Below are 22,423 nucleotides of genomic sequence, written 5' to 3'. Positions count from 1 at the left end.
CGATGATCGTGCTGGGCCTGACCGGTTCCATCGGCATGGGCAAGAGCACCGCCGCCCGCATGCTGAAGGCGATGGGCGCCCCGGTCTGCGATTCCGACGCGGTGGTGCATGGGCTGCTTGGCCGCGGCGGCTGGGCGGTGCCGGTGATCGACGCCGCCTTTCCCGGCGTGGTGGTCGACGGGGCGGTCAGCCGGCCGGCGCTGGGGGCTGCGGTGTTCCGCGACGGGGATGCGCTGAAGCGGCTGGAAGCGATCCTGCATCCGATGGTCCAGGCGGCACAGCGCGACTTCCTTGCCCGTGCCGCCCGTCGCGGTGCCAGGATCGCGGTGCTGGACATCCCGCTGCTGTTCGAAACCCGGGGCGAGCGGCGGGTCGATGCGACCATCGTCGTCTCGGCCCCCTTCGCCGTCCAGCGCGCCCGCGTGCTGGCCCGGCCGGGCATGACGGCGGAGAAGTTCGCCGGCATCCTCGCCCGCCAGATGCCGGATATGGAAAAGCGGCAGCGTGCCGACTATGTCGTTCCGACCGGCGCCGGTCGGCTGGTGACGCGGCGGGCGCTTCAGGGCATTGTGCGCGACGTGGTACGGCGGACCGGAAGGCACTGGCCGCCGCGCGGCTATCAACCAGGGCAGATCCATCATGCGTGAAATCGTTCTCGACACCGAAACCACGGGCTTCAAGCCGGAGGAAGGTCACCGGCTGGTCGAGATCGGCTGCATCGAGCTGGTCAACCACCTCGCCACCGGTGAGCGCTTCCACGTCTATCTCAACCCCGAGCGCGACATGCCGCCGGAGGCCTTCGCCGTCCATGGGTTGAGCACGGAGTTCCTGGCCGACAAACCGCTGTTCAACGACGTCGCCGCCGACTTCGTCAAGTTCATCGGCGACGCGCCGCTGGTGATCCACAACGCCGCCTTCGACATGCATTTCCTGAACTGGGAGCTGAAGATCGCCGGCTATCCGGTGATGCCGAAGGACCGTGCCGTCGATACCCTGCTGATGGCCCGGCAGAAGTTCCCCGGCTCGCCCGCCACCCTCGATGCGCTGTGCAAGCGCTTCGGCGTCGACAACTCCAACCGCACCCTGCACGGCGCGCTGCTCGACGCCCAGCTGCTGGCCGAGGTTTATCTGGAGCTGCTGGGCGGCCGGCAGACCGGCCTGTCCTTCGCCGGCGGGCCGGCCTCGAAGGGCGGCGTCGCCAGCCCGGTCCGTATCGACCGCCCCTTCCGCGAAGCCCGCGTCTTCGCCGTCAGCGACGACGAGGCCGCGGCTCATGCCGAGATGCTGAAGAAGATCAAGAACCCGCTCTGGGCCGTGGAGTGAGGCGGTGGAAGGAAGGGGCGGATCCGGCTCTCCGCCCCTCGGTTCCAGTTTTTAAGGCACCAGCACCGTCGACCCCGTGGTCGCCCGCGATTCCAGCGCCCGGTGCGCGTCGGCGGTGTCCTTCAGCGCGAAGCGCTGGTTGACGGTGAACGTCACCCCGCCATTCCTCACCGCATCGAACAGATCGGCGGCCGAGGCCATCAGATCCTCGCGCTTGGCGGTGTAGGTCGCCAGCGTCGGCCGCGTCACGTAGAGCGATCCTTTCGCCGCCAGCAGCCCCAGATCCAGCGGCTCCGGCGCGCCCGACGCGGCGCCGAACAGCACCATCAGACCGCGCGGCCGCAGGCAATCCAGCCCTTTGAGGAAGGTCGTCCTGCCGACGCCGTCATAGACGACCGGCACGCCCTGCCCGTCCGTCAGCTCCTTCAGCCGGACGACGAAATCCTCGCGGGTGTAGTCGATGGTGTGGTGGCAGCCATGGGCCTTCGCCAGTTCGGCCTTCTCCTCCGAGCCGACGGTGCCGATCACCGTGGCGCCGAGATGCCGGGCCCAGGAGCACAGCAGCAGCCCCACCCCGCCGGCGGCGGCCTGCACCAGGATGGTGTCGCCGGGCTGGACCGCATAGGTGCTGCGCAGCAGATACTGCGCGGTCAGCCCCTGCAGCAGCGTGGCCGCGGTCGCCTGCTCGTCTAGCCAGCTCGGCAGCGGCACCAGCCGGTCGGCGGCGATCAGCCGGCTCTCGGCATAGGCGCCGATGGACATGGCGTAGCCGACGCGGTCGCCGGGCTTCAGCGTGGTGACGTCCGGACCCAGCGCCTCCACCACGCCGGTGCCCGCCATGCCGATCACAGCCGGCAGATCCGGCAGCTTGTAGGCGCCGGAGCGGTGATAGGTGTCGATGTAGTTCAGCCCGACCGCGGTCTGGCGGATGCGCACCTGTCCCGGACCGGGCTCTCCCACCTCGATCTCGTCCCAGCGCAGAACCTCCGGCCCGCCGTGCTCGTGGATGCGGATCGCGTGAACCATGGTGGTTTGGTCTCCCTTCTTTTGAGTTCTCAGGCGTTTCAGAGCAGCGCGAACTGCTCCGCCGCCGCGCCGTTGCCCTGACTTATGCCGGCATGCCGGCGCTCCAGCGCCAGCAGCCACGCCTTGGTGTCGAGCCCGCCATGGCCGGAATAGCCGCCGGGCGCACCGCCGCTGGCCAGCACCCGGTGGCAGGGGATGACGATGGGGATCGGATTGGCACCGCAGGCCCCGCCGACCGCGCGCGGCCCGCTGTCCAGCATCTTCGCCATCCCGCCATAGGTGGCGGTGCCGCCATAGGGGATCGCCAGCATCGCGTCCCAGACGCTTTGACGGAAGGCGGTGCCCGCCGGCTTCAGCGGCAGATCGAAGCGCTGGAGCCGTCCGGTGAAATAAGCGTCCAGCTGACGCGCCGTCTCGACCAGCACAGCGTCCGGCTCGTCATGATCGAAGCGGCCCCAGCCGACCGAGGTCAGGGCGGATCCGTCCCCGGCCAGCATCAGGGGGCCGAGCGGGCTGTCGATGGAAAGGCGCGCCATGGGGTCCTCCCGCGGTAAGTCAGCTGTTCGTCGTCAGAAGTGCCGCCAGATCCGCTGGCGCCGTCACCGGGGCCGAACAGGTCATGCCGCGGCAGACATAGGCGGTGGCGATCCCGTCGCGCATCCCCTTGCCCTGCGCCGGATGACCGGCGGGCAGATCCGCCTCCGGTGCCAGCACGGTCAGGATGCGGTTGGGCAGCGAGCGCTCCAGCACCGTCCGCCGCAGCGCTTCCGTCTCCGCCGTCCGGGGCGGGCCGACGATGACGATCTGCAACGGCGCCGTCATCAGCTCCACCGCGTTGAGGAATGTCGGCAGCGGGAAGAAGTTGCGCGTCAGCTCGCCGGAGAAGGCGGCGGCGAGCGCTTCCGCCCGCTCGCGGTACGCATCCTCGCCGGTGCGCTGGAACAGCGTGGTCAGCACCGCCAGCATGGTGCCGTTGCCGCTGGGGGTGGCGTTGTCGTGGACGCTCTTGGTGCGGACGATCAGACCCTCCGCATCGTCGGCGGTGAAGAAATAACCACCGTTGGCGCCGTCCCAGAAATGGGCGTCGAGCGTCGCCACCCAGACCCTGGCCCGGTCGAGGGCGGCCGGATCCCCGGTCGCCTCATGCAGCGCCAGGGCGGCGCGCGCCATGTGGGCATAGTCGTCCAGCATGCCGGCGTGCTTGCCCTGCCCGTGCCGCCAGCTGTGGCAGAGCCGCCCGTCCGTATCCATGCGGTCGCGGACGAAGGCGAAGGCGCGGCCGGCGGCGTCCAGCCACTCCGGCTCGTCGAGCGCCAGGGCGGCATGGGTCAGGGCGGCGATCATCAGGCCGTTCCAGTCGGCCAGCACCTTGTCGTCCCAGCCCGGCCGCACCCGCTTGGCCCGCGCCCGCAGCAGGATGTCCCGGCCCTTGGCGAGCATCGCCTCGGTGGCGTCGTCGGCGAGCGTCAGGCCGCCCAGCCGGTTCAGGATGGTGACGCCTTCCCAATTGCCCTGGGGCAGCACCTCGTAAACGCGTTTAAACGTCGCCAGCCCGTTGTCGCCGAGGGCGGGACCGAGCAGCCGGTCGACCTCATGCTCCTGCCATATATAGAAGAGTCCCTCCTCGCCCTCGCTGTCGGCGTCCAGCGTCGCGGCGAAGCCGCCGCCGTCGGCGATCATCTCGCGCAGCAGCCAGCCCACCGTCTCGCGGATGCGGGTCTCCAGCAGCGGGTCGCGCGTCTCCTGCCAGACCAGCGTCATCAGGTCGAGCAGTTCGGCGTTGTCGTAGAGCATCTTCTCGAAATGCGGCACCAGCCAGCGTTCATCGACCGAATAGCGGGCGAAGCCGCCGCCGAGATGGTCGTAGATGCCGCCCTGCGCCATGTTGGCCAGCGTGTGGGTCACCGCCTCGCGGAAGGGTTCGCGCCCGGTGCGCTGCCAGGCCCGCCACAGCAGTTCGAACAGCGGCACCTGCGGGAATTTCGGCGCGCTGCCGATGCCGCCATGGATCGGATCGACCTCGCGCAGCAGCCGTTGCGCCACCTGGTCCAGCACCGCGGCATCGACAGCGCCGGCCGACCGGTTCTCCCCCATCCCGGCGAGGGCCGATTTCAGCGCGTCGACATTCTTGACGACCTTGTCCTGCTCGTTGGCATAGGTGTCGGCGATGCCGTGCAGCACGTCGGGGAAGCCGGCGCGGCCATAGCGCGCCGCCGGCGGGAAATAGGTGCCGCCCCAGAAAGGCTCGGCATCCGGCGTCAGGAACATGGTCAGCGGCCAGCCGCCCTGCTGTCCCAGCAGCGCCAATGCCGACTGGTAGATGGTGTCGAGGTCCGGACGCTCCTCCCGGTCGACCTTGATGTTGATGAACAGCTCGTTCATCAGCCCGGCGATCTCGGGATTCTCGAAGCTTTCATGCGCCATCACGTGGCACCAGTGGCAGGCGGCATAGCCGACCGACAGCAGCACCGGCTTGTTCTCCGCCCTGGCACGGGCGAAGGCCTCCGGGCCCCAGGGCATCCAGTGCACCGGGTTGTCCTTGTGCTGCAGCAGATAGGGGCTGGTCTCCCGGCCTAGCAGGTTCGCGCCCAACGGAGTGGCGGGCATGGCGGTGTCCGATCTGTTGGTGTGTCGTTAGACAATAGGTGGCGCCGGGGTGGCGTTGCGCCAGTGCATCCTATCTGTATAGTGGGGCATGAGCCGCCGCGGCGCTCAACCCCAAAATCAACAAGGGCCAATGGCTGGACAGCTCCCTCCACGGGTGCCGGCTCCGGCTCTGGAGGGGGTTCCCATGAAAATCACCGTCGACATCGACTGCACCCCGGACGAGGCACGGCACTTCCTGGGCCTGCCCGACGTGAAGCCGATGCAGGATGCCATGATGCACGAGATCCAGGAACGGATGCGTGCCAACCTCCAGGCCATGGACCCGGAGACCATGCTCAAGACCTGGCTCCCCGCCGGCATCCAGGGCATGGAGCAGATGCAGAAGATGTTTTGGTCCCAGATGGCCTCGGCCCTGGGCCAGGAAGGAAGAAAGTGACCGACCGTTCGATCGATTCCCAGAAGCCTTACTTCGAAGCCCATGTCTTCTGCTGCACCAACCGCCGCCCCGACGGGCACCGGCGCGGATCCTGCGCCGCCCACGGGTCGGAGAAGCTGCGCGACTATATGAAGGCCCGCGCCCGCGAACTCGGCTTCGACGGCAAGGTGCGGATCAATTCCGCCGGTTGTCTCGACCGCTGCGAGCTGGGGCCGACGTTGGTGATCTATCCGGAAGGCGTCTGGTACACCTACCGCAGCACCGGCGACGTCGATGAAATTCTCCAGACCCATCTGGTCGAGGGCCGCCGGGTCGAGCGGCTGATGCTGACCACGGAGCAGCGCGAGCTGCGGCCCGAGCAGCAGGGCTGATCCGACGGCGATGTCCTTCACCACCATCTACGCGCTCGCCACCGCCCCCGGACGATCCGGTGTGGCGGTGGTTCGCATTTCGGGACCCGAGGCCGGATCCGCCCTCGTGGCATTGACCGGCCGACCCCTGCCTGCGCCACGTCGCGCCGTGCTGACCAAGCTGCGCGATCCGAAGACCGGCGATGCGCTGGACGACGCGCTGGTGCTGCGCTTCACCGCCCCCGCCAGCTTCACCGGCGAGGATGTGGTGGAACTGCATCTGCATGGCGGCCGTGCCGTCGTCACCGGCGTGATCGAGGCGCTGGCCACCCTGCCCGGCCTGCGGCTGGCCGAACCCGGCGAGTTCACCCGCCGCACCTTCGAGAACGGCAAGCTCGACCTGACGGAGGCCGAGGCGGTCGCCGACCTGATCGACGCCGAGACCACCGCGCAGCGCCGGCAGGCTTTGCGGCAGATGGAGGGTGCGCTCGGCAAGCTCTATGACGGCTGGCGGGAGCGGCTGACCCGCGCGCTCGCCCACATCGAGGCCGACATCGATTTCGCCGAGGACGACCTGCCCGGCGGCGTCGCCGATGCCGTCCGCCCGGTGATCGCCGGGCTGGCCGGGGAAATCGCCAGCCATCTCGATGACGGCGGCCGTGGCGAGCGTCTGCGCGAGGGCCTGCACATCGCCATCGTCGGCGCGCCCAATGCCGGCAAGTCGAGCCTGCTGAACGCGCTGGCCCGCCGGGACGCCGCCATCGTCTCCGCCCGCGCCGGCACCACCCGCGACATCATCGAGGTGCATCTCGACCTCGGCGGCTATCCGGTCGTGCTGGCAGACACCGCAGGCCTGCGGGAGGCCGCCGCCGACGAGGTCGAGGAGGAAGGCATCCGCCGCGCCCGGGACCGGGCCGCCCGCGCCGACGTGAAGGTCGCGGTGTTCGATGCTGCCACCCTGCCCGATCTCGACCCGGCGACGCTGGCCCTGATCGACAGCGACACCGTGGTGGTCTTCAACAAGACCGATCTTGCGACAGCGGTAGACCTGCGGCCGGATCTGTCGCCGATCCTGGTCTCCGCCCGGACCGGTGACGGGCTGAAGCTGCTGGAAGAAAAGTTGACGGAGTTCAGCGCCGACCGGCTTGCCATCGGCAGCGCGCCGTCGCTGACCCGCGCCCGTCACCGGGCCGCGCTGACCGACTGCCGGGAGTCTTTGCTGCGGGCGTTGGACGCGCCGCTGCCGGAACTGGCGGCGGAGGATGTGCGTCTCGCCAGCCGGGCGCTGGGACGCATCACTGGGCGCGTCGATGTCGAGGATTTGCTCGACGTGATCTTCCGGGACTTCTGCATCGGCAAATGAGAGGGGAAGTGAGGGCGTGTTTCACGTGAAACAGGGCTGACCTGCGGCACTTGTCCTCGCCTGCCTCCCCGCCTCCCTCTTGGATCCGCGCCGTCGTTCCGCTATGGTCCCGCGCATGCGAAGCTATGATGTCATCGTTGTCGGCGGCGGTCACGCCGGCTGTGAGGCTGCCGCGGCGGCAGCGCGCATGGGCGCGCGCACGCTCCTGCTGACCCACAAGGTCGAAACCATCGGCGAGATGTCCTGCAACCCCGCCATCGGCGGCTTGGCCAAGGGCCATCTGGTGCGGGAGATCGATGCGCTGGACGGGGTGATGGCGAAGGCCATCGACCGCGGCGGCATTCAGTTCCGCATCCTGAACCGCAGCAAGGGTCCGGCCGTCCGCGGCCCGCGCGCCCAGGCCGACCGCAAGCTTTACCGGCAGGCGATGCAGGCTCTGCTGGCGGACCAGGAGAACCTGTTCATCGAGGCCGGCGGTGCCGAAGACCTGATTGTCGATGGCGAGCAGAAGATCACCGGTGTCGTCACCGGGGCCGGCGAGTCCATCCGCGCCGGCGCCGTGGTGCTGACCACCGGCACCTTCCTGCGCGGACTGATCCACATCGGCGAGGAGCGCACTCCCGCCGGCCGCGTCGGTGAGGCGCCGTCCATCGGCCTGTCCGACACGCTGGCCCGTCTCGGCTTCCCGCTCGGCCGTCTGAAGACCGGCACCCCGCCGCGTCTCGACGGCCGCACCATCGATTGGGATGCGCTGGAGAAGCAGCCCGGCGACATGCCGCCGCCGCCTTTCTCCTACATGACGGAGCGGATCGACACGCCGCAGATCGACTGCGCGATCACCTGGACGACGCATGAGGCGCATGCACTGATCCGCGCCAACCTGCATCGCGCCCCGATGTATTCCGGCCAGATCACCGGCACCGGCCCGCGCTATTGCCCGTCCATCGAGGACAAGGTCGTTCGCTTCGCCGAGAAGGAGAAGCACCAGATCTTCCTCGAACCGGAAGGGCTGGACGATCCCACCGTCTACCCGAACGGCATCTCGACCTCCCTGCCCCGCGACGTGCAGCTCGGCATCCTCGCCAGCATGCCGGGGCTTGAGAAAGTGGTGATGATCCGTCCCGGCTACGCCATCGAATACGACTATGTCGATCCGCGCGAGCTGAAGCCGACTCTGGAGACCCGCCGGGCGCCCCGCCTGTTCCTGGCCGGCCAGATCAACGGCACCACCGGTTATGAAGAGGCGGCGGCGCAGGGGCTGATGGCCGGCATCAACGCGGCGCTGGCGGCGAGCGGCAACCGGGACGGCTTCGTGCTCGACCGTGCCGACGCCTATATCGGCGTGCTGATCGACGATCTGATCGGCCGGGGCACCAACGAGCCCTACCGCATGTTCACCTCGCGCGCCGAATACCGGTTGCTGCTGCGCGCCGACAATGCCGACCAGCGGCTGACCGCCAAGGGCGTTGCCATCGGCTGCGTCGGCTCCCAGCGTCGCGATGTCTTTGCCGCCAAGAGCGCCGCCCTGTCCGCCGGGCGCGCCCTGGTCGCATCGCTGCAGGCGACGCCGGTCGAACTGTCACGCCAGGGCGTCGCGGTGAACCAGGACGGCGTGCGCCGCAGTGCCGCCGACCTGCTGCGTTATCCCGACATCGATCTCGCCGCCCTCGCCCGCCTGTGGCCGGAGCTTGGCGAAATCGCCCCTGAGATTGCCGAGCAGCTGGAGATCGACGGCAAATATGCCGGCTATCTCGGCCGGCAGGAGGCCGACATCCGCGCCTTCCGCAAGGACGAGTCGCTCGCCCTGCCTGACGATCTTGATGTCGACGGCATCGGCAGCCTGTCCGCCGAAATCCGGCAGAAGCTGCGGCAGTCGCGCCCGGCGACGCTGGGCGCTGCTGCGCGCATCCCCGGCATGACCCCGGCGGCGCTGGTCGCCCTGCTCCGCCACGTGAAGCGCCGCGATGTCACTTCGTCCGGGGTGGCTGCGGAATGAGCGGATTCGATGCGGTTGCATTTCAGGAGGCCACCGGTGTTTCACGTGAAACGCTCGACCGCCTGATCGCCTATGAGGCTCTGCTGCGCAAGTGGCAGCCGAAGATCAATCTGGTCGGCCCCTCCACCCTGCCGGACGCCTGGAAGCGGCATGTCCTCGACTCCGCCCAGCTCTATCCGTTGTTGCCGGACGGCACGCGGGTGCTGGTCGATCTCGGCAGCGGTGCCGGCTTCCCCGGTCTGGTGCTCGCCATCCTCGGGGTGCCGCAGGTGCACCTGATCGAGAGCGACGTGCGCAAGTGCGCCTTCCTGCGCGAGGTCGCCCGCGTCTGCGAGGCGCCGGTCACCGTCCACACCAAGCGCATCGAAACCGTCAGCGGCATCGAAGCCGATGTCGTCACCGCCCGCGCTTTGGCACCGCTGGCCGACCTGTTCGGCTGGGCCTATCCCTTCATCGGATCGCGCGGCAAGTGCCTGTTCCTGAAAGGCGCGGCACTGGACGACGAATTGACCGCTGCAACGCAATATTGGACACTGGTTCCTGAGCGATTCGACAGCCGCACCGATCCGAGCGGGACCATCCTGCGTGTGAGCCATCTTGAGCGTGCGTGAAGACCGTGCCTGACACCGTTCCCCCGCCCTCTTCCCGCCAACCGGACTCCCGAGAGGCTGCCATGTCTGCCGTCACCCGTCCCCTTGCCCGCGTGGTTGCGATTGCCAACCAGAAGGGCGGCGTGGGCAAGACCACGACGACGATCAACCTCGCCACCGCTCTCGCCGTCATCGGCAAGCGGGTGCTGGTGATCGACCTCGATCCGCAGGGCAATGCCTCCACCGGTCTCGGCATCCCCCGCTCCGACCGCCGCGTCGGCATCTACGACGTGCTGTTCGACGACGTGTCGCTGGAGGAGGCCGCCACCCCCTCCTCCGTGCCGAACCTGTCGATCATCACCTCGTCGGTCGATTTGTCGGGTGCGGAGATCGAACTGGTCGGTGCCGAGCGCCGCGAGTTCCGCCTGCGCGAGGCGGTCGCCAACAGTGCGCTGGAATATGATTACGTCCTGATCGACTGCCCGCCGGCGCTGGGATTGCTGACGCTGAACGCGCTGGTCGCGTCGCATGCTGTGATGGTTCCCCTCCAGTGCGAGTTCTACGCGCTGGAAGGTCTCAGCCATCTGGTCCGCACCATCGAGCGGGTGAAGCGTGCCTTCAACCCCAACCTCGACATCCACGGCGTCGTGCTGACCATGTTCGACAAGCGCAACAATCTGTCGGACATGGTGGCGGCGGATGTCCGCGGCTTCTTCGGGGAGAAGGTGTACGATACCGTGATCCCGCGCAACGTCAAGGTGTCGGAGGCGCCGTCCCACGGCAAGCCGGTGCTGATCTACGACATGCGCTGCCCCGGATCGCAGGCCTACATCCATCTGGCGGGCGAGGTGCTTCGCCGTGAGAAGAGACTGACCGCATGATCGACGACACCAAACAAGGCGGCGCCCGCCGCGCCAGCCTGGGCCGCGGCCTGTCCGCCCTGTTCGGCGAGGCGACCGAGGATTACTCGGCGCTCGACAAGGTGCGGCAGTCCAAGCAGGTGCCGATCGAGTTCGTCCATCCCGGCAAGTACCAGCCGCGGCGGAAGTTCGACGACGAGGCGATCCAGGGCCTCGTCGAGTCCATCCGGGACAAGGGCATCCTCCAGCCGCTGCTGGTCCGCCGCGACGCCGAGGACGCGAATTCCTATGAGCTGATCGCGGGCGAACGGCGCTGGCGCGCGGCGCAGATCGCCGGCCTGCACGAGGTTCCGGTCATCATCCGCGATCTCAGCGACCGCGAGGCGCTGGAAATCGCGCTGATCGAGAACATTCAGCGCCAGGACCTGACCCCTCTGGAAGAGGCGGAAGGCTATCGCCGCCTGATGGAGGAGTTCGAGCACACCCAGGAGGATCTGGCCCGCGCCGTCGGCAAGAGCCGCAGCCATGTCGCCAACATGATGCGCCTGCTGGCCCTGCCGGAGCCGGTCAAGTCGATGGTGCAGGACGGTGCCCTGACCGCCGGCCATGCCCGCGCCCTGCTGACCGCCCCGGATCCGGCCGCCGTCGCCCGCGAGGTGGTCACCCGCGGCCTGAACGTGCGCCAGACCGAAGACCTGATGCGCGGCGACCAGCCCAAGGCGAAGAAGGGCAAGGCCGCGGCCGGCGGAGCCGGAGCCGCGCCTGCGATGAAGGACGTCGACCTGATCAATCTGGAGGAGGAAATCTCCGCCCGCATCGGGTTGAAGGTCGCCATCAATCCGCAGGGTCAGCGCGGGACGATCACCATCCACTACCAGACGCTCGACCAGCTGGACGACGTGCTGCACCGGCTGGGCGGGGAGGAGTAACGGAGCTTTGCCGGGGGCGTTTGCCCCCTACCCCCTCACCTTCCCGAAGTCGATGTAACGGTAGATCAGCCCGTTCTCTTCCATGGGGGCGCTCGACCACACTTCGGCCCAGTCCGCGCCGATCGGCGGCATCAGCGTGTCGCCGTCGACCGCGCTTTCGATGCGGGTCAGGTGCAGGCTGTCGGCAATCGGCATCGTCTCGCGGAACAGGGCGGCGCCGCCGATGACGCAGAGTTCGGCGGCGCCGGACGCCTGCGCCCACGACACCGCCGCACCCAGCCCGCTGAACCAGCGGGCACCGTCCTTTTCGCCGATGGAAGCCTGACGGCTGATCACCAGATTGTCCCGGCCGGGAAGCGGACGGCGCGGCAGGGATTCCCAGGTCTTCCGACCCATCAGGATCGGCTTGCCCATCGTCAGCTCCCTGAACCGGCGCAGGTCGCTGGGAAGGCTCCAGGGAAGCCGGCCATCGCGGCCGATCACGTCGTTCGTTGCGGCGGCGACGATCAGAGTGATGAGCATCCCATGCCCTTTCCCTGCTGGAGCTGACCGATTTTACGCCAGAATTGCGCCAAGCACCGCGTTCAGACGCTGTAGCCCCTCCGGTGTGGCAACCAGACGGTTGGCATCGCGGGCCAGGAAACCGCCATCGATCAGGCAGGACAGGGCTGCCGGATCGACAAAATCGTCCAGGCTCCGGCCGGTTTCCTCCGTCAGGCGGGCAAGCCGCACGCCTTCGGTCAGGCGCAGCCCCATCATCAGCAGCTCGGTCCCGCGGGCGTCGCGGTCGATGGGATCCGGAGCGGCGGCGCCGTGGCCGTCGCGCTCCACCCGCTCCAGCCAGATTTCCGGGGCACGATGGGCACGGGTGGCGAACTTCTCGCCGTCCAGCGTCAGCCGGCCATGGGCACCGGGACCGATGCCGACATAATCGCCATAGCGCCAGTAGGTCAGGTTGTGGCGGCTTTCCTCGCCCGGACGGGCGTGGTTGGAAATCTCGTAGGCCGGCAGCCCGGCAGCCGTCAGCTGGCTCTGCGTCGCCTCATAGAGATCGCCGGCCAGATCCTCGTCGGGCAGCACCAGATCGCCGCGGGCGTGGAGCGGATAGAAGGCTGTGCCCTGCTCGATCGTCAGCTGATAGACCGACAGGTGGCCGACCGCGTAGTCCAATGCCCGCGCCAGCTCCGCCTGCCACCCCGCCACCGTCTGGCCCGGACGGGCATAGATCAGGTCGAAGGAGAAGCGGTCGAAGGTCCGTGCAGCCAGCTCGATGGCGCCGGTCGCCTCCGCCGCATTGTGCTCGCGGCCGAGGAACTTCAGGCTGGCGTCGTCCAGCGCCTGGATGCCCAGCGAAACCCGGTCGATCCCGGCGCTGCGGAAGGCGCGGAACTTGTCGGCTTCGACGGAGGTTGGGTTGGCCTCCAGCGTCACTTCCAGCCCATCGGCGACCGTCCAGCGCTTGGCGACACGGTCGACGATGGCGCCGACGGTGGAGGGCTCCATCAGCGAGGGGGTGCCGCCGCCGAAGAAGATCGAGGTGACGGTGCGCCCGGCGGTCAGGTCGGCGTAATGGTCCAACTCTCGCAGCAGCCCGGCCCGCCAGCGGTCATGGTCGACCCGCTCGCGGACATGGCTGTTGAAATCGCAGTAGGGGCACTTCGACTTGCAGAAGGGCCAATGGACGTAGATGGCAAAACCAGGGCCGGAGAAGCCGGGATCGGACATGGTCACCGGAAGCACCGCTCCACCAGCTGGCGGAAGGCGTCGGCGCGGTGGCTCATCTCATGCTTCTTCACCGGGTCCATCTCGCCGAAGGTCAGCCCGTGGCCGTCCGGCAGGAACATCGGGTCATAGCCGAAGCCATGCGGCCCCCGCGGCGGCCACACCAGCGTGCCGGTGCAGCGGCCCTCCACCGTCTCGACATGCCCGTCCGGCCAGGCGAGCGACAGGGCGCAGACGAAATAGGCGCTGCGGTCGGCTTTGCCGACAAGCCCGTCCTCGACCTTTTGCATCGCCATGGCGAAGTCCTTGGCCGGGCCGGCCCAGCGGGCGGAGTAGATGCCGGGGTCGCCGTTCAGCGCCGGCACCACCAGCCCGCTGTCGTCGGCGAGCGCCATGTGGCCGGCGGCGGCCGCGGCCCTGGCCTTGAGTTCGGCATTGGCGATGAAGCTGGTGCCGGTTTCCTCAGGTTCGGGCAGGCCCAGTTCCCCGGCCGAGGTGAAAGTGGCGACATAGGGGCCGAGCAGCTCGGCGATCTCGCGCACCTTGCCCTTGTTGTGGCTGGCGATGACGAGGGTGTCGCCGGTGAAGCGGCGGGGAGCGGACATGGTCATGAACCTCTGCTGAAACGGTCTTACTTGATGCCGAGAACCTGCTTCTGCAACGCCACCAGCTCGTTGACGCCCTTGCGGGCGAGCGCCAGCAGCTCCATGAACTGCGGCTCGGAGAAGGGGGTTTCCTCGGCGGTGCCCTGGATTTCGACGATGCCGGCCTTGCCGGTCAGGACGAAGTTGGCATCGGCCTGCGCCTTGGAATCCTCGTCGTAATCGAGGTCGAGCACGGCGTTGCCCTGATAGAGGCCGCAGGAGACGGCGGCGACCTGGTCGGTCAGCGGCATGGTCTTGAGCGCGCCGATCTGCATCAGGTGCTGGAAGGCAAGATGCAGGGCGACATAGCTGCCGGTGATGGCGGCGGTGCGGGTGCCGCCGTCGGCCTGGATCACGTCGCAGTCGATCTTGATCTGCTTCTCGCCCATCGCCGAGCGGTCGGTGACGGCGCGCAGCGCGCGGCCGATCAGGCGCTGGATTTCCTGGGTGCGGCCGGACTGCTTGCCCTTGGCCGCCTCGCGGTCGGTGCGGCTGTGGGTGGAGCGCGGCAGCATGCCGTATTCGGCGGTGACCCAGCCCAGCCCGGTGTTCTTCAGGAAGCGCGGTACCGTTTCGTCGACGCTGGCGGTGCACAGCACATGCGTGTTGCCGAAACGCACCATGCAGGACCCCTCGGCATAACGGCTGAAGCCGGGTTCGAGAGAGACGGTGCGCAGTTGGTCGAAGGCGCGGCCGGAGGGGCGCATGGGCATCATTCCGAAGGTCGTTTGCAGATCGGCGGCAAGCTAACGGCTCTGCCCCGCCCCGTCCAGCACGGTGTCCGTGATCATCGTGGCAGGCGAAGGCGTCACCACCGGGCGCGTCGCCCGCTCCAGCCACAGCGTCAGCACAGGGATGGCAAGCCCTATGGCGATGGAGACCGTGGCCATGGTCGAGACATGCTCCAGCCGGCCGTCCGGCGCGTTGGTCAGGATCTCCGCCGACAGGAAGGCGCCGAAGGCCGAGCTGAGATGCTGGACCGCCGACACCAGCGCCATGAAGCCGGCGCGCTCCTGCGGGTCGGGCACGCGGGAGAAGGCGGCGCCGTTGGCGACCATGCGGACGCCGACGAAGGTCATGAAGAAGGGGAACAGTCCCAGCACCGGCATCCAGGGGCGATAGCCGACGAAGGCGGTGAAGATCACGACGCTCAACCCCACGGTCGCCACGAAGGTGATGGCGCTGGACCCATGGCGGTCGACCAGCCGGCCGGCCCAGCGCGAGGCGAAGAAGCTCAGCGCGCCGCCGGTCATGTAGACCAGGCTGAGATGGTCGCGCGGGAAGCCCAGATTGCCCTGCACATAGGCGGCGATGTTGGGGACGATCATGAATTGCTGGACCTGCACAAGCGCCACCGTGGCGTAGGCCAGCCAGACCTTGCGGCGGGACAGCAGCGCCGTCATCCGCACCCAGGCGCCGGTCTTCACCCCTGCCCCGGTTCCGGCAGTCAGATGGCCGCGCTGCGGCGGCAGGATGGCGATGGCGGCGACGGCGACGACCAGCCCGGCAAAGGCCACGGCGAAGAAAGGCAGGCGCCAGCCGCCATAGAACGCCAGTTCCAGCCCCACCGGCACCCCGGCGATGGCCGACAGCGAGAAGGCCGACATGACGGCCCCCATGGCCTGCCCGCGCCGCTGCGGCGCCACTTGATCGGTCAGCGTGGCGATGGCGACCGCGACGGCCGGGCCGCCGAACAGCCCGGCCAGCACACGCGCCGCCAGCAGTGACGGGAAATCCCAGGCCAGACCGCCGAGCGCGGTGGAAACGATCAGCCCGGCCATCGCCACGGCAAGCGCGCGGCGCCGGTCGAAGCGGTCGAGCAGCATCGACCCGATCAGCCCGGCCACCGCGGCGGCGGCGGTGTAGCTGCCGCCGATATAGCCGATGTGCGCCGCCGGGATGCCGAGCGCCCGTGCGAAGTCGGGACCGAGCGGCATCACCATCATGAAGTCCAGGATGTTGATGAACTGCACCGCTGCGATGACCAGCGTGATGCGGCGTTCGTCAGGCGTCAAAGCGGTGGGTGCCGCAGGGCGTGTGGCCTGGGACAAGATGGAGGCTCCGGCAGAGGCGGAAAAGCGCGGGTTGCGGGGGCGCACCGTATGGTAACAGCCGCCGCCCGGCCCTTCCAAACGCCATGGTCATGCAAGGCGAGCGCAGCAGATAGGACGCAATCCCAACTGAATGTGTCTTCAATCGTCAAAGAAATGCATGATTCGTACAAAAAGCAGGCTTTGGAGGCTTGGCGAGTTGCGCGTGCGGCGTGTACCATCGCGGCCCCACCGTCGGCAGCGCACCGCACAAAAAGCATCAACGACGACCGACGGGCTGTACACTCCGTTGAGGAACACGACATCCATGTCCGACACCAAGCGCGTCACCGATGAAGAGGCCCTGCTGCTGCATTCCAGCGGCCGGCCCGGCAAGCTGGAAATCACCCCGACCAAGCCGCTGACCACCCAGCGCGATCTGGCGCTGGCTTATTCGCCCGGCGTCGCCGTGCCCTGCCTGCGCATCGCCGAAGATCCGTCGCTCGCCTACGACTACACGGCCAAGGGCAACATCGTCGCCATCATCTCCAACGGCACGGCGGTGCTGGGGCTGGGCGACCTGGGCGCGCTCGCCGGCAAGCCGGTGATGGAAGGCAAGGCGGTGCTGTTCAAGCGCTTCGCCGATGTCGACGGCATCGACCTGGAGGTCGACACCCGCGACGTGGATGAATTCGTCAACTGCGTGCGCTTCCTCGGCCCCAGCTTCGGCGGCATCAACCTGGAAGACATCAAGGCGCCCGACTGCTTCATCATCGAGGAGCGGCTGCGCGAACTGCTGGACATCCCGGTCTTCCACGACGACCAGCACGGCACCGCGATCATCGCCGCCGCCGGCCTGATCAACGCCTGCGACATCACCGGCCGCCGAATCGAGGACGTGACGATGGTGGTGAACGGCGCCGGTGCGGCGGGCATCGCCTGCGCCGAGCTGTTCTGCACGATGGGTGTTTCACGTGAAAACATCATCCTGTGCGACACCAAGGGCGTGGTCTATCGCGGCCGCACCAACGGCATGAACCAGTGGAAGTCGTCCTTCGCCGTCGAGACCGACAAGCGCACGCTGGAAGAGGCGGTGGCCGGATCGGACGTGTTCGTCGGCCTGTCGGCCAAGGGGGCGATGACGCCGGAAATGGTCAAGTCGATGGCGGCCAAGCCGATCATCTTCGCGCTGGCCAACCCCGATCCGGAAATCACGCCGGAAGAGGTCAAGGCGGTGCGCGGCGACGCCATCGTGGCGACCGGCCGCTCCGACTACCCGAACCAGGTCAACAACGTCCTGGGCTTCCCCTACCTGTTCCGCGGCGCGCTCGACGTCCGCGCCACCACCATCAACGAGGCGATGAAGGTCGCCGCCGCCAAGGCGCTGGCGGCGCTGGCGCGCGAGGATGTGCCGGACGAGGTCGATGCCGCCTATTCCGGGCGCCGGCTGCGCTACGGTCCGGACTACATCATCCCGGTGCCGTTCGACCCACGCCTGATCGTCACCGTCCCGGCCGCCGTCGCCCAGGCCGCCATGGAAAGCGGGGTGGCGCGCAAGCCGATCCTCGACCTGACCAGCTACAAGCATTCCCTGCGCACCCGCCTGGACCCGACCGCCGACAGCCTGGAACTGATCCTGGAGAAGGTGCGGACCAACCCGCGCCGCGTCGTCTTCGCCGAGGGCGAGGAGGAACGGACGATCCGTGCCGCCATGGCCTTCCGGGCCCACGGTTACGGCACGCCGGTGCTGATCGGCCGGGAAGAGGTCATCCGGGAACAGCTGACGGCGATGGGGCAGCCCAACGTCCAGTTCGAGATCCACAACGCCCGCCTGTCGGACGCCAACCGCCGCTACGCCGACCACCTCTACCGCCGCCTGCAGCGCAAGGGCGCGCTGCTGCGCGACTGCCAGCGGATGGTCAACCAGGACCGCAACGTCTTCGCCGCCTGCATGGTGGCGCAGGGCGACGCCCACGCCATGGTGACCGGCCTGACCCGCAGCTTCGGCGTCGCCTATGAGGAAATCCGCCGCGTCATCGATCCCAAGGCGAGCGAGCCGGTGTTCGGCCTGCACCTTTCGATTACCCGCAACCGCACCGTCTTCATCGCCGACACCACCGTCCATGTCCGTCCCGACGGCAAGACGCTGGCCGACATCGCCATCGGAGCCGCGGCCAAGGCGCGGCAGATGGGGCACGAGCCGCGGATCGCGATGCTGTCCTTCTCCAACTTCGGCCAGACGCCGCATCCGAACACCGATCCGCTGCGGGAAGCCCTGTCGATCCTCGACAGCCGCCGGGTCGATTTCGAGTATGACGGCGAGATGTCGGCCGATGTGGCGCTGGATTACCAGCTGATGAAGCGGGTCTACCCGTTCTGCCGGCTGTCCGGCCCGGCCAACGTGCTGATCATGCCCGGCCTGCATTCGGCCAACATCTCGGCCAAGCTGCTGAACAAGATGGCCGGCGGCCAGATGATCGGCCCGCTGCTGATCGGCTTGGACAAGCCGGCGCAGATCGTCACCATGGGCGCCTCGGTCAACGACATCGTCACCGCCGCCGCATTGGCGGCACATGACTCGCTGCCGTGGTGAGCTGAGACGCCTCTTCTTCCGCCGCGGTGGAGGAAGAGGCGTGACCTCGCCGGCCTGGGCATCCTATATTCTGCTCCAGACACCATGTGTTGGGAGGGGATGCCCATGCCGGACGGTCTCGTCAGTGCGGCGGAAGCGAACCGCGACTTTTCGAAAATGCTGCGCGACGTTGAAAGCGGCGCGCGTATCACCATCACCAAGGATGGCAAACCGGTTGCCGTGCTATCGCCTGCCGATGCATCCATGAACGTGGATCGCAGCAGTGCGCATCGGCGGATGATGGCGATGCTTTCGCAAGGGCTTCCTCTTGGCTTCTGCGGCGGTGTCGACCGCGACGATGTGCATTCGCGATGAAGTTGGCTGGGATCGATACCAACGTTCTTCTCTATGCTGTCGATAGTGCTGGCGACCCCGAAAAGCATCGCAGGGCGGTCTATCTTCTTGATCGGCTGGGTGCTGGTGGGTGTGGGGTGTTGCCGCTTCAGACCTTGACCGAGTTTTATTCCGTCGCGGTCAGGAAGTACCGCGCTTCTCCGGAGCAAGCCTCACGTTATGTCGACGTATGGAGCGCAGTTTTTCCAATACGTGAGGCGGTATTTGCAGATGTCGTCGACGCTATGCGCATACACCGTGACCATGGCGTCCAATTCTGGGACGGCATGATCTGGTCTGTGATAAGGCGTGCCGGCGGCCGTGTCCTTTTCAGTGAAGATTTGCAAGACGGCCGGGAGCTTGAAGGGGTTCGGTTTATGAACCCATTTGCCTCGGCCAATGCATCGGTTCTTGAAGAACTCCTTACCTTCTAGAGCCGTTCGAACTGTCATTCACCCCAACGCCTTGTAGAAGAAAGCCGTGTCGCAGAGTCCGCCCTGCGGCCACAGGGCGAAGTTCGGGATGACGCCGACCTTCACCCAGCCGGCGCGCGTGTAGAGCCGCTCGGCCTCGGGTGAGGCGGTGTCCAGCACCAGCAGGGTCTTGCCGGCGGCGCGTCCCGCATCCTCGGCCGCCTGCATCAGGGCGGCGCCGACGCCGCGGCGGCGACCGCGGCGGTGGACCAGCATCTTGGACAGGTCGGCGCGGTGCGGCTGGTTCGGCGGCTGGGCGACCACCAGCTGGACGGTGCCAAGCACGCCGTCGCCATCCTCCGCCACCAGCAGGATGCGTTCCCCCCGCTCCACCCCGGCCGCCACGCTCCGCCAGAAGCTTTCGGCGGTGGCGCGGTCGAGGGGGGCCATGAAGCTGACCGACGCACCGCCCTCCACGCAATCCAGCAGCACGTCGGTCAGGCCCGGCACGGCGCCGTCGGCCTCGTCCGCCGTCAGCACGCGGACCATCACCGCACCGTCTCCACTCCGCCGGTTCTGGTCCAGGCAGGCAGCGTCCATGGTTAGCTCCTTCAGCGTTTAACGGCGTTTGAACCGCCGCGCCCCTCGGTGGTCAGCGCCACGATGTAGCGGGCGGTGCGGTCGGTCGGGTTGTGGAAGCCGGTCGGCCGGTCGAGCCGCATGGCGAGGCAATCGCCGGTGTCCAGCCGGTGCGTCACCTCCCCCACCGTCAGCTCGATGGTGCCGTCCAGCAGATGGATCTGCTGCTCGACGATGGCGGCGCGGGTGCCGCTGTCGTAGGAGACGCGGGCGCCCGGGGGCAGCTCCACTTCCACCAGCTCGATGGGGGACGGATAGCCCGGCGGCGACAGGTTGCGGCGGCGGTAGCCGGTGGCCGGGTCGGTCCAGGCGATCTGGTCGGCACGGCGGACGACCGGGCTGGCATCCTGGCGTTCCGCCTCGGCGAACAGGGTCGCCAGCGTCACGCCGAGCCCGGCGGCGAGGCGCTCCAGCACCGACGCCGTCGGGCTGCTCTCCCCCCGCTCCACCAGCGAGATCATCGAGCGGCTGACGCCCGACCGTTCGGCCAGGCCGTCCATCGTCAGGCCGCGCTCCGCCCGCAGGGCACGCAACCGGATGGCAAGCCTGCTGTCGATATCGTTTTCCGCATTTTCCATGAAGATAGAATAACTATCCAGGATGTTGGAGTCAACAGTCGGCCGCACAGTCCCCGCCATGAATCTTTTATGACCGCCGCGCGAGCGTCGCGGCGATGGTGTAGAAGGGCTGGACCCGTGCATTCCCGTTCCGTCCCCACCCTTAAATCCGGTGCCCACCCCATGCGCCAGAAGGCGTCGCCGCCCACCCCGCTTCTGACCGCCATCCTGCTGATGCTGGCACCGCTTGCCGGCGTGCTGACCTGGGCGGTCTATAGCGGGGCCTTGCATGGCGGGCTGGCGCTGGCGGCGGGCATCGCCGCCCTGACGGGGGCGGTCCAGATCCTGCGGACCTACCGGCGTGACGCCAATGCGGTGACCGACTATGCCGCCCGGCTGGCCGAAACCGACGAGCCACTGGCCCCGGCCGGCACGCCGCCCGCGCTGAAGGCGCTGGCCGCCACCATCGGCCGCTTGCACCGGGTCGGCCTGCGCCGCGCCGAAAGCGTGCGGATGCAGCTGGATGCCGACGAGGCGGTGATCGACGCCCTGCCCGCTCCCTTGCTGCTGATGGATGCCGACCGGCAGGTGGTGCGCGCCAACCAGACGGCGCGGGAGCTGTTCGGCGACAAGATTGTCGACCGCGACCTCGCCTCGTCCCTGCGCACGCCGGCGGTGCTGGAGGCGGTGGATTCGGTGCTGCGCGGCGGTGCGTCCCGTATCATCGAGTTCACACTGCCGGTCCCGGTGGAGCGCAGCTTCGAAGCGCAGGTGAAGCCGTTCCAGCGGCTGGTGCAGGAACCCGACCCCTCGCTGCTGGATGGCGAGATCGAGGAGGAGCTGGCGCCGCGTCCACCCACCGTCGCCCGCATGGCGATCCTGACCCTGCATGACGTGACAGCCGCCCGCCGGTCGGAGCAGATGCGCGCCGACTTCATCGCCAACGCCAGCCACGAGCTGCGCACGCCGCTGTCCTCGCTGCTCGGCTTCATCGAGACGCTGCGCGGCCCCGCCCGCGACGATCCGGAGGCGCAGGACCGGTTCCTGGCGATCATGCACGATCAGGCCAGCCGGATGACCCGTCTGGTCAACGACCTGCTGTCGCTGTCCCGCATCGAGCTGGACGAGCATATGCCGCCCAACGACCGGGTCGACGTGGTGGAGGAGCTGGAGAACGTCATCGCCGCGCTTCAGCTGAAGGCGGCGGAGCGCCGCATCCGCCTGCGCATGGAGGCGCCGGAGGATGTGCCGCCGGTCGTCGGCGACGAGGACCAGCTGACCCAGGTCTTCCAGAACCTCGTCAGCAACGCGATCAAATACACGCGCGAGGACACTGACGTGACCGTCAGCGTGGCGCTGGCCGACGGTGCGGCGGTGGGCTTCACCGGCCTGCCGGCGCCCGGCGCTGCCGCGAAGGACAGGCGGGTCGGGCGCGGCGGCACCGCCATGGTGTCGGTGTCGGTGCGCGACCGCGGCGACGGCATCGCCCGCACCCACCTGCCCCGCCTGACCGAGCGCTTCTACCGCGTCGATGCCGCGCGCTCCCGCGCCATGGGCGGCACCGGGCTGGGGCTTGCCATCGTCAAGCACATCCTGAACCGCCACCGCGGCCGGCTGACCATCGAAAGCGAGGTTGGGGTCGGCAGCGCCTTCACGGTTTATCTGCCGGCGGTGGCGGAGACGGTTTCCCCCTCTCCCCCCCGGGGAGAGGGCCGGGGTGAGGGGGAAACGCTGCGTCTTGTTCCCAAGGCTCCCGCCGCGCTCCCCCCCCCCCCCCCCCCCCCCCCCCCGGGGGGGGGGGGGGGGGGGGGGGGGGGGGGGGGGGACGGGGGGGGGGGGGGGGGGCCAGCTGGAAGAGGGCTAAAAAAAACAAAAAACAGGGGCCCCCCCGGGGGTTTGGTCCCGCCCCTTCCCCCGGGCCCACCCCCCGTTTTACCGGGGGGGGCCCCCCTGCCACCCCGCCCCCCGTTTTG

At 68.3% G+C, this 22,423-nt stretch carries 23 protein-coding genes; 13 read left to right on the top strand and 10 right to left on the bottom strand.

The annotated features are described in order from the left end of the window. The first annotated feature begins 2 nt into the window (after nucleotides 1-2). Together coaE and dnaQ are read left to right on the top strand one after the other, a co-directional pair. Complete coding sequence (gene coaE / locus GBZ48_RS29995) at nucleotides 3-647, top strand: dephospho-CoA kinase (protein ID WP_174474363.1); 645 nt, start codon at nucleotides 3-5, stop codon at nucleotides 645-647. Continuing rightward, nucleotides 640-1,323 (top strand): DNA polymerase III subunit epsilon, encoded by a 684-nt coding sequence (gene dnaQ, locus GBZ48_RS29990; RefSeq protein WP_174474362.1) that lies wholly within the window; start codon nucleotides 640-642, stop codon nucleotides 1,321-1,323. Before coaE ends, dnaQ begins: the two co-directional genes overlap by 8 nt. Before the next feature lie 51 nt (nucleotides 1,324-1,374). On the opposite strand, the gene GBZ48_RS29985 is transcribed toward dnaQ, so the two are convergent. Genes GBZ48_RS29985 through GBZ48_RS29975 form a run of 3 tightly spaced genes read right to left on the bottom strand, consistent with a single transcriptional unit; the run spans nucleotide 1,375 to nucleotide 4,956 of the window. Further along, nucleotides 1,375-2,349 (bottom strand): quinone oxidoreductase family protein, encoded by a 975-nt coding sequence (locus tag GBZ48_RS29985; protein ID WP_174474361.1) that lies wholly within the window; start codon nucleotides 2,347-2,349, stop codon nucleotides 1,375-1,377. 38 nt (nucleotides 2,350-2,387) lie between these two features. Beyond that, nucleotides 2,388-2,885, bottom strand: coding sequence for a methylated-DNA--[protein]-cysteine S-methyltransferase (locus GBZ48_RS29980; RefSeq protein WP_174474360.1), 498 nt, complete (start codon nucleotides 2,883-2,885; stop codon nucleotides 2,388-2,390). Nucleotides 2,886-2,904: 19 nt separating this feature from the next. After that, nucleotides 2,905-4,956, bottom strand: a complete 2,052-nt coding sequence (locus GBZ48_RS29975) for a thioredoxin domain-containing protein (RefSeq protein WP_174474359.1) — start codon at nucleotides 4,954-4,956, stop codon at nucleotides 2,905-2,907. Between the two features lie 184 nt (nucleotides 4,957-5,140). On the opposite strand from GBZ48_RS29975, the gene GBZ48_RS29970 reads away from it, so the two are divergent. From GBZ48_RS29970 to GBZ48_RS29940, 7 genes are all read left to right on the top strand, one after another. After that, the gene (locus GBZ48_RS29970) at nucleotides 5,141-5,392 is read left to right on the top strand and encodes a DUF6489 family protein (protein WP_014249167.1); all 252 of its coding nucleotides are present in this window, start codon (nucleotides 5,141-5,143) and stop codon (nucleotides 5,390-5,392) included. Next, nucleotides 5,389-5,763, top strand: coding sequence for a (2Fe-2S) ferredoxin domain-containing protein (locus GBZ48_RS29965; RefSeq protein ID WP_343049722.1), 375 nt, complete (start codon nucleotides 5,389-5,391; stop codon nucleotides 5,761-5,763). The genes GBZ48_RS29970 and GBZ48_RS29965 overlap by 4 nt, the downstream gene beginning before the upstream one ends. A 10-nt stretch (nucleotides 5,764-5,773) precedes the next feature. Next, nucleotides 5,774-7,105, top strand: coding sequence for a tRNA uridine-5-carboxymethylaminomethyl(34) synthesis GTPase MnmE (mnmE, locus tag GBZ48_RS29960; protein ID WP_174474358.1), 1,332 nt, complete (start codon nucleotides 5,774-5,776; stop codon nucleotides 7,103-7,105). 115 nt (nucleotides 7,106-7,220) lie between these two features. Beyond that, nucleotides 7,221-9,101, top strand: coding sequence for a tRNA uridine-5-carboxymethylaminomethyl(34) synthesis enzyme MnmG (gene mnmG / locus GBZ48_RS29955; RefSeq protein WP_174474357.1), 1,881 nt, complete (start codon nucleotides 7,221-7,223; stop codon nucleotides 9,099-9,101). Beyond that, on the top strand, nucleotides 9,098-9,712 hold the full coding sequence (gene rsmG, locus GBZ48_RS29950) for a 16S rRNA (guanine(527)-N(7))-methyltransferase RsmG (RefSeq protein WP_174474356.1): 615 nt from the start codon (nucleotides 9,098-9,100) through the stop codon (nucleotides 9,710-9,712). The genes mnmG and rsmG overlap by 4 nt, the downstream gene beginning before the upstream one ends. 62 nt (nucleotides 9,713-9,774) lie before the next feature. Beyond that, entirely contained in the window at nucleotides 9,775-10,572 is a 798-nt protein-coding gene (locus tag GBZ48_RS29945) for a ParA family protein (RefSeq protein WP_063635622.1), read from the top strand. Next, on the top strand, nucleotides 10,569-11,480 hold the full coding sequence (locus GBZ48_RS29940; protein ID WP_174474355.1) for a ParB/RepB/Spo0J family partition protein: 912 nt from the start codon (nucleotides 10,569-10,571) through the stop codon (nucleotides 11,478-11,480). Before GBZ48_RS29945 ends, GBZ48_RS29940 begins: the two co-directional genes overlap by 4 nt. Nucleotides 11,481-11,507: 27 nt before the next feature. Here GBZ48_RS29940 and GBZ48_RS29935 read toward each other — a convergent pair whose 3' ends face one another. Genes GBZ48_RS29935 through GBZ48_RS29915 form a run of 5 tightly spaced genes read right to left on the bottom strand, consistent with a single transcriptional unit; the run spans nucleotide 11,508 to nucleotide 15,897 of the window. After that, complete coding sequence (locus tag GBZ48_RS29935) at nucleotides 11,508-12,002, bottom strand: dihydrofolate reductase (RefSeq protein WP_174474354.1); 495 nt, start codon at nucleotides 12,000-12,002, stop codon at nucleotides 11,508-11,510. 33 nt (nucleotides 12,003-12,035) lie between these two features. Beyond that, on the bottom strand, nucleotides 12,036-13,205 hold the full coding sequence (gene hemW / locus GBZ48_RS29930) for a radical SAM family heme chaperone HemW (RefSeq protein WP_174474375.1): 1,170 nt from the start codon (nucleotides 13,203-13,205) through the stop codon (nucleotides 12,036-12,038). A gap of 2 nt (nucleotides 13,206-13,207) precedes the next feature. Continuing rightward, nucleotides 13,208-13,807 (bottom strand): RdgB/HAM1 family non-canonical purine NTP pyrophosphatase, encoded by a 600-nt coding sequence (gene rdgB, locus GBZ48_RS29925; protein ID WP_174474376.1) that lies wholly within the window; start codon nucleotides 13,805-13,807, stop codon nucleotides 13,208-13,210. Between the two features lie 26 nt (nucleotides 13,808-13,833). After that, nucleotides 13,834-14,553, bottom strand: a complete 720-nt coding sequence (gene rph / locus GBZ48_RS29920) for a ribonuclease PH (RefSeq protein ID WP_109074941.1) — start codon at nucleotides 14,551-14,553, stop codon at nucleotides 13,834-13,836. 39 nt (nucleotides 14,554-14,592) lie between these two features. After that, complete coding sequence (locus GBZ48_RS29915) at nucleotides 14,593-15,897, bottom strand: MFS transporter (RefSeq protein WP_209798232.1); 1,305 nt, start codon at nucleotides 15,895-15,897, stop codon at nucleotides 14,593-14,595. A 307-nt stretch (nucleotides 15,898-16,204) separates the two neighbouring features. Here GBZ48_RS29915 and GBZ48_RS29910 point away from each other — a divergent pair, with 307 nt between their 5' ends. From GBZ48_RS29910 to GBZ48_RS29900, 3 genes are all read left to right on the top strand, one after another. Beyond that, on the top strand, nucleotides 16,205-18,469 hold the full coding sequence (locus GBZ48_RS29910; protein WP_174474353.1) for an NADP-dependent malic enzyme: 2,265 nt from the start codon (nucleotides 16,205-16,207) through the stop codon (nucleotides 18,467-18,469). A gap of 105 nt (nucleotides 18,470-18,574) precedes the next feature. Next, nucleotides 18,575-18,823, top strand: a complete 249-nt coding sequence (locus GBZ48_RS29905; RefSeq protein WP_174474352.1) for a type II toxin-antitoxin system Phd/YefM family antitoxin — start codon at nucleotides 18,575-18,577, stop codon at nucleotides 18,821-18,823. Next, nucleotides 18,820-19,275: a PIN domain-containing protein gene (locus GBZ48_RS29900; protein ID WP_174474351.1), complete on the top strand. Its 456-nt coding sequence runs from the start codon at nucleotides 18,820-18,822 to the stop codon at nucleotides 19,273-19,275. Before GBZ48_RS29905 ends, GBZ48_RS29900 begins: the two co-directional genes overlap by 4 nt. Nucleotides 19,276-19,293: 18 nt before the next feature. On the opposite strand, the gene GBZ48_RS29895 is transcribed toward GBZ48_RS29900, so the two are convergent. Next, entirely contained in the window at nucleotides 19,294-19,854 is a 561-nt protein-coding gene (locus GBZ48_RS29895; protein WP_174474350.1) for a GNAT family N-acetyltransferase, read from the bottom strand. Nucleotides 19,855-19,865: 11 nt separating this feature from the next. Beyond that, nucleotides 19,866-20,471: a helix-turn-helix domain-containing protein gene (locus GBZ48_RS29890; protein ID WP_174474349.1), complete on the bottom strand. Its 606-nt coding sequence runs from the start codon at nucleotides 20,469-20,471 to the stop codon at nucleotides 19,866-19,868. Between the two features lie 162 nt (nucleotides 20,472-20,633). Between GBZ48_RS29890 and GBZ48_RS29885 the strand changes: the two genes are divergently transcribed. After that, nucleotides 20,634-22,423, top strand: a 1,790-nt coding sequence (locus GBZ48_RS29885) for an ATP-binding protein (RefSeq protein ID WP_246307556.1), incomplete at its 3' end; no start/stop codon positions are given.

This window comes from Azospirillum melinis (assembly GCF_013340935.1).
In the GTDB taxonomy this organism is placed as follows: domain Bacteria; phylum Pseudomonadota; class Alphaproteobacteria; order Azospirillales; family Azospirillaceae; genus Azospirillum; species Azospirillum melinis.
This window is presented reverse-complemented; position numbering and strand designations above follow the sequence as displayed.